Source organism: Gilliamella sp. B2717, assembly GCF_026536675.1.
Classification (GTDB): domain Bacteria; phylum Pseudomonadota; class Gammaproteobacteria; order Enterobacterales; family Orbaceae; genus Gilliamella; species Gilliamella apicola_I.
This window is the reverse complement of the sequence record NZ_JAFNNQ010000079.1, coordinates 1-15,762: the sequence shown is the minus strand read 5'-3', so window position 1 is coordinate 15,762 and position 15,762 is coordinate 1. Positions and strand designations below refer to the sequence as shown.

Below are 15,762 nucleotides of genomic sequence, written 5' to 3'. Positions count from 1 at the left end.
TATCCCGACTTAATTCATTGATATCCTGTTTTTGCTGCTCTTTATTGCGGATGATTAACTCACCTTTTTCAACCGCCGATTTTGTCGTGCTTGAGTCACTATCACTGTTTTGATAAGCCGTTGGTACACCCGGACCTCCGGTACCCCCACTCACCGAAACATGCGTCACTTTAAAGTCAGCTTTGTTTTTTATATCACTGAAGCTGATGGTGCCGGTATCAAGTTTGTTTTTACTTTTATCGTCCGCTTCCGACGCTATCACCGCACCTTTTAAGTCAGTATTATTACCCACATAAATATCATAACCGCCTTTTCCGGCAAATATCCCCGACTGGTCTGTCACACTTGCCCATTTACTGTCTATATTCGTTGCTGATATCGAACCATTGGCACTAAATCCTGAGCCTGCCGTGCCGCTGACCGAGGCACTGATTTTCTCGTAGTCATAATCATCCGTATCTTGCAGTGACTGAATATTCAGGTTATTACCGACATCCATCTTCACCGTATCGCCTTTCAACTGACCACCCACTACATTGACATCATTGCCTGTTTTGATATTCAGTTTGTTCTTGGCATCAATAACGCTTTCCGTCCATGCACTGCCGTCAGCCTTTTCCCGCTCCCGACTAAAATTACCGTTCGCTTTAAACCGCAGACCACTTTCATCTCCGCCGACTTGGAATTGAATACCTGCCGCCGCACTATAACTTTTTTCATCCCGGTCACTGTGCTGCGTATTTACTGCACCAATCACATTCAAATCACGATTTGCCGTCAGGTTAATATCATTGCCGGCTTTGATATCACTGCCTTTTAACGTGATATCACCCCCATTTTTATTCGCATCACCCGTAGCAACAATATTGATATTTTTACCCGCTGACACGCCACTGCTAATCACATTATGTTGTTCCTGATTGACTACACGCTCAGTCCGTTGCGTTCCCACCATGGCACTGACGCCAATCGAGGCTTGACTTTGACCTTTATCGTTCTTCAGCTGTAAATTTTGTATCTCTTCTGTAACTGTTAAACCTGACTTTATCGATTGCAACGCCATTATCTTATCGTTGTCTTTATGTTTCGCCCGCTCAAGAGCTTGCGCTGCTTCATAAACATTAGCAGCCGTCCCCGTTAACGCAACCGTTAATCCGGATTTTTCATAACTGTACTCTTCTTTATAGGTCGTTTTCGCATCAAGCGATGTGATTTCAACATTTTCCGCTTTTAAATTAACATCCTGCTGCGCAATAATGTCACTCCCACGTACCTTGATATCTTTGCCCGCCTGAATGTTGACATTACCTTGAGTACTGCCTACCACACTGCCAACATAAGCTTTTTCCGTATCGGTTTGTTTTAAATCTTCTTTCGTTTTACCAATCGTGACACCCAGTCCACCACTGCTCATTAAGCCTGATTTTTTATTGATGGTCTGTTGGTATTTATAGTAAGACTCTTCTGCAGCATCGATATTAACATTATTCCCCGCCTGCAAATTCACATCATCTGTCCCGACAACCTGACTACCGCTCACCGTTAAATCATGACCAGCATTGAGTGTCACACTCTCACCGCTCAGACTGCTGCCAATGGCCGTTTTATTATGCTCTTCACCATAGTGTGAATATTTGCTTTTCGAAAAGGTTGATTTCGTGCTCGATTTGGCGCGTGCTTCATGGTCATACGTCGCCTGCCCGGCGGTAATAAGAATATCATTTCCGGCTTGTGCAACTATGTTCCCGTCGCTGTTGATATCGCCGGCTTTTACCTTCACATCATGCCCGGCTTTCAGGGTTAAATTACCGGCCGTACTGATAGATGAGCCTACCTCCTGTGTCGACTCCCGACGGTCATAATTTTTACTGTCAAGCGTGTAATCAGTGGCATGACTGATGGTTTGGGTACCCAGGGATATATCGTTCCCCGCAATCAGCGTAGTCTCTTTACCGTTACTGATAATATCCGCCGCATTAATGTTAATATTGCGCTGACCGGTAAACCGTAATGTCCCTTCTTTGTCAGATACATACACGGTTGCCGTGTTATCTAACCAGCGCTCTTTGCCGGACTGATGTTGTTCCGTTGTTAAAATAATGTCCCGACCGGCATAGGCATCAAGCTCAGTTTTTGCCTGCAGTAAACCACTTTGGTTAATAATATCCTGTTTGGCCTCTAACCAGACACTGTCGCCGGCAATCGTTCCCCGGTTAATGATATTATGACCACTCGCCGCTATCTTATCCCCGCTAATCACACCCTGATTATTGATATCCTCTTGTGTCTGAATATTCACCTGACCAGCATGCACAACATTCCCCTGCAGGTTAACGCCGGTATGCTTGCCCACCAGATATAATTTAGGCACGCTGACCACTTCCACCCGACCATCCGGTAACGTGATAGCCTGATTGACCATCCACACCATATCCGTGGTTAATGCCGCCATCTGCTCTTCGCTTAAGGCAACCCCCGGTTGCAGCTGATATTGTTTGCTATATAACTGACCGGCTAAGAGTAAATCCCGGTACTGGTCATCACTGTTATTATAACCGGACAGGTAACTTTTACCGGTCAGTGCAATCAGCTGGTCCTGAATCAATTTCTGTTCATAGTAACCATCACCTAACCGTTTTTGTAAACTGTCAGAATCAATAAAATCTAAGCTACTTATCCATTTTTTACGGTTAGTAAAGCGAGGGTCAGTTTCAATTAAATATAAACTCTCTTTTTCCGGTCTGATTTGAAAAATGGTATTATCCGGCAATTTAATCGGCACCACCGTTGGGTACTGAACAAATTCCGGTGGTAATACCGTTACCCCCTGTTTATCAGCAACGGTTGATACCGGGGAAAGCTGGGTGTTTTCCGCCACCGTTAACGTACCCAGTGACATCGCTTCGGTGGTATTAACCCCCTGATAAGCGCCGTACTTTTGTTTGGTTTTCCAGTTGTGATCGTCCTTTTCTTTTTTGTAATGAGAAATCCTTCCGCGATTTTTATGACCTTTTGAATCGACCTCTTTAATCCAGCGTTCACCTTTGGTTTCCAGATTATCAAACTGCCTTGCATTAATTTGCATGGTCTGACCTGAAAGCAGTTGACTGTCCTGATTGGTCACCACATCGCCCTGAATGATCAGATTTTTACCGGCCTGTATTTTGGCCGGGTCCTGATTGAGCAGCTGACTTTCGTAAATAACCCGGTCATAGAAATACTCTATAAAATGTTTACTGTGCCCCAGTCCCTTGACATAAAACCTGACGTGATTGCCTTTGTCAAATTGAAGATAACCTTCATTGGTCTTTTTGCCATTTTCATCAATAATATAGCGATATTTACCTTCACGATTGTCACTGATGCGGTAACGCTTTTGATTTCCACCAAAACAACTGTATTTATCTTTGTCACCCGAGCACCATTCATAGTCATGATAACTTTTGCGGTCAACCTCAACCGGGCTGCTGATTTTGACATATAAGTCCCGGTTATCTAACTTATCCGCCGCTAAATAGAGCGAGCCACCGGCCTCTATTGTGGCACTGTGGTTACTGACCTGCTGACTGCGACCGGTCACCCCTTGTGTGCTGGCCTGCCCGCCAATAAACATCTCCCCCTGACTTAATAATAATGCATGGTCTTTATTCAGCAGCTCCCGGGCACCGATAAGTAACCGGTCACGGGCACCAATCACCGGCGCCACCGAGCTGGCAGCGGACTTCAGGTTAGTCAGCTTGCCGGTATTAATCACCACCGCATCCCCATAAATACGACCGCTGTCGAGATTATTGAGCGTATCGGTCTGAATATCAGTCAGCCCGCCATCAATCACACCATAATTGGTGAGTGCCGTGCCCGAAATCCGGGTACTGCCCCCGGCAATATCGCCAGCCTGTTGATTATTAAGTTCACGGGCGGTCAGGGTTAATTGCCCCCCGGATTTAATTTGTGACTGATTGTCAATGCGACCACTGGCAGTAAGGGTTAGCTGACCATTGGCCAGAATGGTTTGTTGATTAATCCAGTCAGATACCACCGTCAGGAACATATCCTGACCGCTTTCTATACGACCGTTGCGATTACCGGCTAATGTGTGGCTGCCTATTTTTAACGTCGAAAGCGACGATATCGTCCCATCCTGATTATTCAGCGTATTCAGATACGCCTGAGCAGACCCGGCTATCGTTAACTGCCCCTGACTTAATACCTTCCCTTGCTGATTATCAAGATGTTGCGTGGTGAGATTAAGCACGGTTTTACCAAATAAAGTTCCTTCCCGGTTATCTATCGTTGCCCCGTGGAGAGTCAGCGCATCGGCACTGAGTGTGGCGTGTTTTGCCGACACGCCGTCAATGCCATGTATCGTTGCCTGACCATCAACATACACAGCGGCATTATCAAGATTGACAGCACCCGCACGGGCATTTAATGTTAAGGTATCACTGCTTAGCTTAAGCCCCTGTCCGTCAATGGCTTTCGCGCTGATGATCGCGTTTTTCGTCGCCTGCACCGCACCGTGTAAATGCATGTGCTGCCCAGCCCTTAAGGTTAAATCGCCACCCTGTGGCACTTCACCGTCAGCGGTTACACCACTGGCTATTAACCCGGATTCGGTTTGGACAATGTCATTAGCCGTCACAACAATATTCTTTTTGGCCAGTATGCGACCTTCCTGTTTAAACGTTTTATCACTGCCAAGTGCGATATCACCATGCGCCTGAATATTGCCTGAGTTATTCAGGTCTCCACCGGTGTTAATCTGTAAGTTGGTCTGACTGTTAATCACCCCGGCATTACGGATGTTATCTGTCGCTTTGAGCGTTAAGTTTTCCTTGCTCAGTATCTTACCGCTATTGCTTACCTGACCGGTGGTACTGACCTGAAGACCGGCTTGACTACCGATTGACCCGGCGTTGGTAATGCGACCTTTTGCCTTAACCGTCATATTCCCCTGACTGACCCATGTACCGGTATTGACGATTTTACCTTCCGTTGTCAGACTAAAATGACCTTTACTGCTCCCTAATTCACCGGCATTACGAACCCCAACCCCTTTCTCGGTGCCCACCATCTGGATTTTACCGGCATACATCCCGCCCAGTGCTGACACATCCAGTGCCACTTCCGGTTTTGGACTGTTATCCTCCGCTAACGGCGTGATAGTCTGTGCATTGCGGCTGACTTTATTACGACCGGTCACCACATTTAAATCATTGGCCCATACCGCCGAATTTATTGACACCGAACGCGCAATTAAATCCGTGTAACTTTGTCCGGTGCTGTCGAGCCCTTTACCGGCTACCGAAATATGCCCCTGCTCAACCTGATAACCGGTTAACTCTCCGTTGTCTATTATCGGTTTACCTGTGGTGAGTGTGCTTCGGTCTGCGTTAATAAAACCACATCCGTGACAGCTAATCCCGGACGGATTGGCGATGATGACCTGCGCTTTTTGACCGGCAACCTCAATGACACCATTTAACTGGCTCGGGTTACGGGAGTTGACTTCGTTTAAGATGATTTTTGCTGAGCCTGTTTTTAAGTACTCATTACCTTGTATATAACCGCCAATCTGAGTTTGAGTGATTTTACCGCTGTTATTTAAAATCACCCCACGCTGTGAAACATCAAACTGCTTGTATTTATTATGAGAAAGCCCTTTTTTGTTTGGCGTCTGAATATTGACCTGCGTGACCCCATTCGCCGCCTGAATAACTTGCGCCTGCTGCGTTTTCTTTGCCTGCGGGTCGGCAATAATTTGACTGCCATGAGCCGGTAAAGAGAGGGTGACAAACCCGAATGATATCGACATCAACAAGGTAACCGGTTTTAATGTTGCCAACACGGATTTAGATAAAGTCTGACCTAAACCTGATGTTGATTTTTCGTGACCGGTAGGGGTTTTTGCTATATCAGCCACCACCATCTGCATGCCACGTTTTTTATTAAAGATAACCCGATATAAATCCTTATTCATGCTAATACCCTTATATAACCTTATACTGTAATTGTTTTGTTTATTATTGTTTTATGATGTTATTTTTGCTTATTAATATATTGTTTTTTATTAATATGTTTGCTGATTTTTTCGTCTGCTATGACACTTATTTTTAAGGTAAGTGTGTTTCAGCTTGCTTCTCTTTTACTGATTGTTTTCATTGTTTTCTTGAGTGAGCTATTGGCTGACGTTGTTCGGGACTAATCCTCTAAATTTGCAACGTCAGGCAATAAGATTAAAAACTCCAGTTAAGTGAAAAGCCTAATGTCATTGGATTAGTTTTAAATCCTTTTGGCTTACGAACAGGCATGCCGGCAAACAGGTCATAGTACATGCCAAAGTTACTGCCACGCACCCCCACCACACTACCGGTTAAATGCCGACCTAACAGATATTCACTTTTTGCCCCGGATACTTCGCCGGTATCAAACCCTAAATACGGCTCATGATTTAACGGTGCCTGCCATGACAACTCATTACGGACATACCAACCGCGGTCAGCTTTTAGCGTCAACTCGCCATCAAAGCCACGTACACTCCAGCGTCCGCCAATCGAAAACTGGTCAGGTGAGGTTAAATTCCCTTTGCGCGTATATTGTCCCTGATAATCCAGACGATACCGGAACTGTTGTGAGCCCAGTGTAAAAGGAATGTTGGAGGAGAAATTAACGGAAATAATTTCCGCTAATGGGGTGATATTGGCCTCCCGGTCATACTCTTCCGGTGCCTTTTGGGCATTAAACCATCGTACCCCTTTTTGGAAAGAGACGCCGGCATCAAAAACCATATCATTGACATAATGACGATGTTGCAGTCCCAGCTGCCAGTAAGTCGTTTTTCGGCGCTGGATTTCAATTTCATTATCATCAATATAGTTATGCGATTGCTTTAATGTGATGCCATAATTAAGGGTGTTTTTTTGCGATTCATTTCGATGAATAATCCGACTTAACTGGAAATTGGTATTACGGCTGCGACCACTGTATTTGTAATCGACGAGTTGTCCGGCGACGGTTTGATGGTATTTATTCCCCGATAACGAGGCACTGAATAACCAGTAGCCAAACGGGACGGAGTAAGAAAACAGAAAATTCCGTGAGCCATATTTACTTTTGCCACTTAAATCCCGACCACCGGTGACATAAAAAGCATCACTTAACGATAATAAATTATCTAAATATAAAGTCACGCCACCCTGGTCTCGCCCGGTGCTTTTGGTCCCTGAATCATCGACTGATAAGCCTAAACGCCACATCTTAGACTGTTTTCGGCTGATAACAATATCACTTTCACCCGGTTTATCGCCCGGCACCAACTCCATCTGTGCGCTGACGGTTGGCAAACGTTGCAGATTTTCAAGTCCCTGTTCAATATCACGTAAATTCAGCGATTGTCCGGCATGTGCAGGCATAGCGGTGTATAACTGTGCATATTTATCACTCTCAGGGGCATAATGCACGTCACGAATTTTCCCTTCGACTAATAATAATTTCAGTTCACCCTCGTTCAGGTCTTGTTCGGGGGCAACCACCCGGGTTGTGATATAACCATAACTGATTAAGCGATCTTGAATCGCACTCATTAACAGGTTAATCCCTTCCGCCCCTAAACAGCGCTGCTCGGCTTGCTGTGCTAATTTTTTTAAGGGAACAAACCAGGCTAACTTATCACGTTCAACCAAACTAACTTTTTGAATATTGAAGCATAAAGGCTCCTGCGGGAATTGCATTTCCCCTAAGCTATCAATCGGGGGTAATAAGCGAATATCTGGCGAGGCAGGCGTTAATGTTTCCTGCAAGGCTTTATCATGCTCTTGCTGACGAATAAGCTGATTATCACTGAGGATCTTTAACCCTTCAGGCGGTTCAGCAGCAAACAGAAACGGTGAGATAGAACAGAGTAAAACTGAGACGGGTAAATAAACCTTTAATAACGAATTCATCACAATACTTATATTATATTAACAATTGTTACAATTTCTTAACGAATGATTATGGCACTGTAAAAACGTTTAGTTTGTCTACAATTATTTTATAATTAATAAACTGAAATAGTTTATCATCCATTCTTAGTTGAATTACTATCAGTTAGTGAAGAGGATGAAATACAGAGTAAAGGAGGGCATAAATAAGTAATTTGATTATACCTTATTTTTATAATCAAAAGTAGCTATAAATTATATATTTTTTCAATGGTAAAAGGCAAATTTTTTATTGACATAAAAAATCTGCCTAATTCAAAAAATTAAAGAGAATCAAAAAATCTTTAAAACTCCTCATTTTGATACGTGTTGTTGGTTAATGAGGTAATGTTATAGCGTTCAATACCATTCATAGCAACCTCAATCGTTTCTGGTATTAACTCATTCAAATTATTTATATCCGATCTGAGCATAAATGTGGTTAATAGCATTGGAATATTAACGCCAGTGATAATTTCCATCATCGGGTAATTTGGGATCAGTTTAAAGAGGGTATTAAAAGGGGTACCGCCTTTTAAATCAACTAAGCATAAAATGGCTGATCCCGATTTAGTTAACATTGCTAACTTTTGTTCAATTTGCTGTTGAAAATCATCTAGTGATTGTCCCATTAAAAAGGAAACAGCTTCACATTGAGTTTGCTTACCGCATATCATTTCAGCTGTTTCAATTAAACTGTTAGCCATTGTGCCGTGAGTACTTACTAATACTGCAATCATGCACGACTCCTTTTAGTAATCTAAGCAACGATAATAACGACGGATTGACATTGGATGACGATTGAGGTGTTCGACATAAGCATCAATTCGGTTATTAATAGCACGAAAAACAAATGGAGATAAGTGCCCCCGATATTTTTCCGAAATACCCGGCAATTCATAATCTTTAGTATCGATTATGGTGTAATTAGCGCAGATTTGCGGTAAAAATTTAGCTACTCTTTCACTAAGTGAGCGCTGACTATCTTCACCAACGTAAACAGTAACAGCCGTATCCCTGTCTATAATTTCTAATGTTCCATGAAAAAATTCAGCAGATTCGATTGATTTTGAACGTAACCAATGCTGTTCTTCCCAATAACACATAGCGTGTGAATAGGTTGCTCCCCATTGATTACCGGCTCCAACAAAGTAATGCATGGCATCATCGTGATGTTTTTGCGCAACGTCTTGTCCAAAGGCATCGGCTTTTTTGGCAACAGCAACAATGTTTTTAGCAAAGTGCTGATCCATTTGTTGATAAAATTCATCATAGTCTGGAAATTCACCGGCTAAATACATCAGTCTGTCTGCGGTCATAAAGAATTTTAACTGTTCATTCATCGGATAAGAAATAACGTGATCTACCATTTTGCCTAATGGTGAATCAGCATTATCTAAAAAGGCTAATACCGTTGAGCCGACTTCTTTTTGAATTTTATCGATAGCCTCAACGACTTCTTGTGTTGAGCCAGTCACGGAGGAGATGATTATTAAAGAATCTTTGGTTATTCGCTTATTGCCAGTTACCAAATATTCCGCAGCATGTTGCACAAAAGTTTCTAGTTCAGATTTTTCTTTCATATGAACGACGGCTTGCATTGATGAAGCATAAGTGCCACCAATACCTAACCAACAGATATTACGATAACCTCGTTCATGAATCTGATCAATAAACTGATTAATAAACGGACGTAATTTTAATGCGCCATTCATACTGTTAAGCTCTTTTTGTTCGTCAAATTTTCTCATACGGTGCCCCTCTTAATTTTGGATTTAGTGATTTTATCAAATTCTGGATATGTTGATTTTTCTAGATTATGACCCTTTAACTGGGATAGTTGGTAACTGAGTAGATGAATAGGAATAGTCATAAATAATGATGTTAATAATTCATCACAATGGATATCAAAGTTTAGATCGTGCTCAGTAATAGAATGCGAGTGCTGTGCATACAGGGTTATTACCTGTTTTACATAGTGATTCAAAAAGGTTTTTAATGCTACGGCTCTTGCTTCTAATAATCCTTTTGGTTCAATAAATATGATGTAATCATCAGGATGTAAGCCAAGATAAGGGCCATGCATGTACTCATCCAACTCTTTTCCGAACGCCGTGTTACGAACCGTTTCGGTGAATTTAGTTTCTCCTTCACGGGCGACACCATAAGTTGCCCCATAGCCAATAAAAATCACTCGTTTAGCGTGATTAAATTGTCTGAGATGATGATTTACCCATGATTGTGATTGTAGGATAACTTGTGGCAATGATGTCGTAATATCCTGTATTTGTTTAAGATAACTTTCAAATTGTTGCTTATCCAAATACCCTGTTTTTTGACCAATAATTAACGCTATCAACATTAAATCAAGAATAATGACACTATAGCCAGCACTGACATAGGGCATTTCTTCAACAGGCATCCCCATTGATAAAACATGATTGCTGATGTTATATATCGGACTGTTAGAATTGCTAGTGAGGGTATAAATAGTTCGATTTTCTTTAATAAATTGTTCAACCAAATGAATGGTAGAATAGCTTTCCCCACCTTGTGATATGGCAAAATAGAGCGTATGAGCGTCATTATAGTGTAAGTAATTCGCTGCCATTGAAGGATCTTCAATATAAATAGGGATTTTTAATATTTTACTCATCAATGGTCTGGCACCATAAGCGGCGTTGGCACTTGATCCTGTGGCAAAAATGACAATCGATTGAAGTGACTTTTCAGTATTTAAATCAATCTGATCAGCAAATAACGATTGATAATGATCTAATATGCTTTGATAAAATTCTGGCTCTAAGGCGACATAGTCTGCGATACTTTTCATTTTTATTTCCTAATTATCCCAATAATCCACTCCATGCCCCTAAAATCCCGATTGCGGCAATAAGTAGAAGTATCCAATGCGCTTTAATCCCTTTTTTGACTAACATGAAGATGAATAACGTAAACATCAAAGGCAAAATTTGCGGTACAATTCCGTTGAAGATATCTTGTAGTGAGGCTGAATCATCGCCAGACCCAATTTTTAACGGCATATTTAATGTCACCATAGTAGCAACCATGGCGCCAACCACACATAGCCCTAACACTGATGCTCCATAAGATAACTTATCCATTAAACCTGTCTTTTGAACCTTTTCAATAAAAGATGCGCCAATGTTATAGCCTATAAGTAAACCAAAATAACGGGCTAAAATGGCAGGTACATTAAAGATAAGTAAAAAAAGAAGTGGACCTAGAATATTACCTTCCAGTGCTAAAGAGGTACCAATACCTGTTGCAATAACGCGTAATGTTCCCCAAAAGAACGAATCCCCCAGACCACTTAAAGGTCCCATTAGTGCAATTTTGACATCGTTGATGGCACTTTTATCAAAATCATTATCGGTGGCATTTTGTTCTTCCATGGCAATACAAATACCTAGTGGAAAAGTGATTAACCATGGTGTGACGTTATAAAATTCTAAATGTCGTTGATAGGCATCAGTGAGTTCGATTTTATTATGACTGTAAATCTTATCTAAAGCTGGTCGCATCGCATAGGAATAGCCTAAGTTCATTTGTCGTTCATAATTCCATGACCATTCAGCGGTAAATGAACGCCAAAACGTTCTGGATAACTCCTTATTGGTTATTAGTTTAGAACTCTTCATTTTCATAATCTATCTCCTGTGCAGCTACCGTATTGCCTGTATTGGTGCTGAGTTTTTGCCCGCTTTCTTCTGTTATCATCTTTTTGCCATTAAATGCCGAATACCCCGTCAAAATGAGCGCAAGACATCCCCCAAAGATAGCCACACCGGTGACGGGTACTTTCATATAAACGGCAAGTGCAAAACCAAAAATAAAGAATGTTACATTGCTCTTTTTAATCATGATTTTCATTAACATCGCAAATCCAAATGCCGGTAGTAAGCCAGTTGCAATACCTAATCCATCAATAATAAATTTAGGTATCATTTCCAATAGACCATTCACCGCAGAACTGCCAAATAGATAAGAAAGTCCTACGACTAAACCGATTGGCAGATTGATTGAAAAGAATCCACCTAATAAATTCATTCGATCCATACCTTTACCATTGCCTTCACTGGCGTATTTATCTGCTTTATGAACAAAATAAGGAAGAATAAAAAGAAAACATAAGTTTTTAACCAATAAAACTAATGACGCAATAGGAATACCTAACGCCAAAGCAATTTCGGTGCTTTTACCAGCCCCAATGGCGAAAGCGGTACCCAATATACTGCCTGATATAATTTCGGGTGGAATAGAAGCGCCAATAGAAAACGAACCTACAAATGCGAGTTCTAATGTAGCACCAATAACAATACCTTGTGTGATGTCGCCCATGACTAAACCAGCTAAAGTACAAGTAACAAGTGGTCTGGATAACATTGATGAACCTAATAAGTATTCACCATTGGCTAACATCGCAATCAAAGCTAGAACAACAGCTGTTAATTCGATACTCATATTTTTGTCCCTCTTAACTATTTTTCAAATTTTTGCTTTGATTCGCTTGGGACTTGTTGAATATAGATCTCAATGCCGTCTTGTTGTAATCCTGTTAATAAATCCGCCTCAGTATCAGTTAAATTAATTGTTTTAGAGTAATTTTTTGTCACTTCTCGAGGTTTAGTACCACCTAAATTTAGGCTACAAACTTTTCCTTGCGTGGCTCGAATGAGTTTTTCAGCATCTGCAACGGATTCAACGACAATTAACATTTGATATTTATCTGTTACGCCTGAATTGATCGCCTCAATACTGTCATCAATTGACTTCATCACTAATTTTGCGTTTTCTGGTTTAGCTAAACGAATAGCAGATTTACGTAATTCGTCATTAGCCACGACATCATTAGCCACTAAAATAGTGTTTGCACCAACATTTTCGAACCATGAAACAACTACCTGGCCATGTAATAAACGGTGATCTACACGTAATAATTTAATCATTGATATACCTCCTAGGTGAAATCGACCACATATTTAGTATTACTAGCAAACTTGTACTCAAGCGCAATCGGTTCGTTATTAATATCAAAATAGTGATTAGTAATTTTAAAAAATGGGGCGTTAATATTGATACGTAATTGTTTGGAAAGTTCAGCATTGGCTACCATCAATTGCAAATCTTGCTCTAATTTATCGACTTTTTTCTTTCCCGAATTAATGATTTCAAGTGCTGATAGTACCTTGATAATGGAAAGCTGAAAGTCTGGAAAATTAGTTAACGGTAGCAAAAAAATGGTTTTCGTTACGCTATTTGTTGCTATCTCCAAAAAACCAATAAAGTAGATAAGTTCCGTTGATTTTATTTTTAATAATTGGCTGTAATAACAACCTGCTTGCCTGAGATAGGCTTCTTTGATCTGCTTTTTATGATTTGAATAAGCTTGAGGTTTAATTATGCCTGTCATTTCTAAAATCGTTTGGGTTGAAAGTGTAGGAGCGACAAATAATCCAACCCCTTTCTTTCTGACCACCATATTTTTTTCAACTAAACGATCAATCGCTTTACGGACTGTGGTTCGACTGACTTCATAATCTTTTTGCAACTGACCTTCTGGCGGTAACTCTGCACCCACACTATATTGTCCTGTACTTATCTGCTCCATTAATTGGAGTGCTAATTTTTCAAATAACTTCATTTGTATTCTTCCTGATAATTAAAGATATTTTTTGCAGATAAGTGATATTTAAATCGATTACCAATTAAGTACTGGTCGGTGTGTTCAAACGGTTCAAAGTCATGATCATAACTGTAACTTGATACTTTATAGATAGGTGTGCCTTCAGTAATTGCTAAATATTTGGCTTTATCGTTGAGAGCGACTTCGTATGCGATCTCTTCTCGACCATGACTGGGTATAACATGAAAATGTGTTTTTAAATATTCATAAAGCGAAACATCATTTAAATCTTGTTTAACTAAATCTTTAAATTTTTTAGAAGGAAGATAACTTATTTCATAAGATAACGGAGTTTTATTCAATAAACGTTGTCTTGCTATTCTGATTAATCGCTGATTTGATTTAAAAAAGGTGTTTAATTCGGTAGGCATTGGAATGATATCATTAGAGAGTACTTTAATTTTGATGTGAACATCATCTTCTTTTTGGCACTCTTCAGTAAACGAAGACATTTTTAGCATATTCATTTCAAAGACAGTATGATTAGGGAGATGGTGATCTTCCTGAAAAACATCACCTTCCATCATTAAATCACTTAATGCTCTTCTAACTGTCGTTCGACTTACCCCAAAATATTCGGCAAGCCCTCTTTCTGTCATTATTTGACTGATTATTTTAGGATTTGCTCTAATTTGTTCTTCGACTTCAGTTTTGACTGCAATATCACGGTATTCCAAAGATCACGCTCCATATTTGGGCTTTTTTATCCAATAGATATATCTTTAACAACCAATTACTGATTAAAAATTATCTAAAAAAATACATGCCGTCAATTTTAAGTACCAAAAGTGTTGTCATGATCACAATATTTTTTATTATCAACATAAAATCAAAATAATAACTCGTAATATGCATTAACGAATATGTTGAATCATTAAAATTGAAAAACTACGGATAATTAAGATGAGATAGGTGATACTTTAAATAATAAATAGAAATGATTGTGTTATAAAGTTCATGAATTTATTATATAAACATAAGTATAATGAAGAATTTTGTGCAGAAATGACTATTTTTTAACATTATAAAATATGCCGATAGGATAATCTGTTTTATCATTGCTTTAATAAGGGGAAAAGGATGATTAAAAAAATAATTTTCTTAATTCTATGTTTATTTAGTGCATTAGCCAAAAGTGATGAGTTTGTTTGGAAAATAAATTTTGATGGAAAGTTTAATATTCCTCATCTGAACTTAAACATTGATGGTAAAGATATTGAGGTTACCTTAGACACAGGTGGTAAAGAAGGATTATATTTACCATTAGATTTTATTGATAATATCGTTGATAAAATTGAACTTTCTGAAAACAAAAAAAGTATTGATTTATCTGGTAATATAAATATAACAAGATCTTTTATTGCGAATAATTTAGTCATCAATTCGCTAATATTTAAAAAAGTTAATGTTATTGAATATAAACCATGGGGTTTAGCCATATCAAGTAACAATGAAAAAGAAGAAAGCGATGATTTCCCTGCTATTGGATTAGGTTTATTTGATCAATATGTTTTAACCTTAAATTTTCCTAAAAGTGAAATTATTATTTCAGACGATATAAATTTAAATTTAGATAACACATGGGTTGAATTACCTTTCCATTTAATGGATGAAGGTTTAGTTATTGAAATGTCAGATGGTTATAAAAATTACCAAATGATATTAGATACCGGAGCAAGCTTATCTATGATTAAAGCGCAATCCCTTTCACCTCAATCAATTAAAATTAAGGATGAAAATAGGGATTATCAATTTGTTGAACTTGGTGTGAGCTACGTTTCATCGGATAAAGTGGAAGCGATTATTCTCGATTCTCTTCCCCCCGAATTCCAATCAGATGGGCTTTTAGGTATTGATGTACTACAAAGTCATTTAATTAAAATAGATTTCAAAAATAAAAAATTATGGATTAAACCGTTTAAAACAGAATCGAGTAATTAATCTATTATTGGACGAAAACCGCATATTAGTTCTTATTTTACTAAAACGCAGATAATAAAAAAACCCACTTAAATAAGTCGGTTTTTATATCTAAATTGGTCGGCGAGAGAGGATTCGAACCTCCGACCCACTGGTCCCAAACCAGTTGCGCTA

General features: G+C 39.6%; 11 protein-coding genes. 1 reads left to right on the top strand and 10 read right to left on the bottom strand.

The features are described 5' to 3' along the window. The 10 genes from J3U35_RS07090 to J3U35_RS07045 all read right to left on the bottom strand — a co-directional run. Nucleotides 1-5,980, bottom strand: a 5,980-nt coding sequence (locus J3U35_RS07090; protein ID WP_267360458.1) for a hemagglutinin repeat-containing protein, incomplete at its 3' end; no start/stop codon positions are given. Between the two features lie 256 nt (nt 5,981-6,236). Further along, on the bottom strand, nt 6,237-7,943 hold the full coding sequence (locus J3U35_RS07085) for a ShlB/FhaC/HecB family hemolysin secretion/activation protein (protein WP_267360456.1): 1,707 nt from the start codon (nt 7,941-7,943) through the stop codon (nt 6,237-6,239). A gap of 323 nt (nt 7,944-8,266) precedes the next feature. Further along, nucleotides 8,267-8,701: a PTS sugar transporter subunit IIA gene (locus tag J3U35_RS07080; RefSeq protein WP_267360454.1), complete on the bottom strand. Its 435-nt coding sequence runs from the start codon at nt 8,699-8,701 to the stop codon at nt 8,267-8,269. A 12-nt stretch (nt 8,702-8,713) separates the two neighbouring features. Then, a complete protein-coding gene (locus J3U35_RS07075) occupies nt 8,714-9,712 on the bottom strand; it encodes an SIS domain-containing protein (RefSeq protein WP_267350004.1) in 999 nt (332 codons plus the stop codon). Beyond that, complete coding sequence (locus J3U35_RS07070) at nt 9,709-10,794, bottom strand: SIS domain-containing protein (RefSeq protein ID WP_267350006.1); 1,086 nt, start codon at nt 10,792-10,794, stop codon at nt 9,709-9,711. Before J3U35_RS07070 ends, J3U35_RS07075 begins: the two co-directional genes overlap by 4 nt. 13 nt (nt 10,795-10,807) lie before the next feature. Further along, entirely contained in the window at nt 10,808-11,629 is an 822-nt protein-coding gene (locus J3U35_RS07065; RefSeq protein WP_267350008.1) for a PTS system mannose/fructose/sorbose family transporter subunit IID, read from the bottom strand. Continuing rightward, nucleotides 11,610-12,446, bottom strand: coding sequence for a PTS mannose/fructose/sorbose/N-acetylgalactosamine transporter subunit IIC (locus tag J3U35_RS07060; RefSeq protein ID WP_267350010.1), 837 nt, complete (start codon nt 12,444-12,446; stop codon nt 11,610-11,612). Before J3U35_RS07060 ends, J3U35_RS07065 begins: the two co-directional genes overlap by 20 nt. A 17-nt stretch (nt 12,447-12,463) precedes the next feature. Then, nucleotides 12,464-12,931 (bottom strand): PTS sugar transporter subunit IIB, encoded by a 468-nt coding sequence (locus J3U35_RS07055; protein WP_267350012.1) that lies wholly within the window; start codon nt 12,929-12,931, stop codon nt 12,464-12,466. Nucleotides 12,932-12,942: 11 nt separating this feature from the next. Further along, nucleotides 12,943-13,626 carry a GntR family transcriptional regulator gene (locus J3U35_RS07050; protein WP_267350013.1) on the bottom strand — a complete coding sequence of 228 codons (684 nt, stop codon included), beginning with the start codon at nt 13,624-13,626 and terminating at the stop codon, nt 12,943-12,945. Next, complete coding sequence (locus J3U35_RS07045; protein WP_267350015.1) at nt 13,623-14,345, bottom strand: GntR family transcriptional regulator; 723 nt, start codon at nt 14,343-14,345, stop codon at nt 13,623-13,625. Before J3U35_RS07045 ends, J3U35_RS07050 begins: the two co-directional genes overlap by 4 nt. A 403-nt stretch (nt 14,346-14,748) precedes the next feature. On the opposite strand from J3U35_RS07045, the gene J3U35_RS07040 reads away from it, so the two are divergent. After that, nucleotides 14,749-15,609 (top strand): hypothetical protein, encoded by an 861-nt coding sequence (locus J3U35_RS07040; RefSeq protein ID WP_267360452.1) that lies wholly within the window; start codon nt 14,749-14,751, stop codon nt 15,607-15,609. The last annotated feature ends 153 nt before the right edge of the window (nt 15,610-15,762 follow it).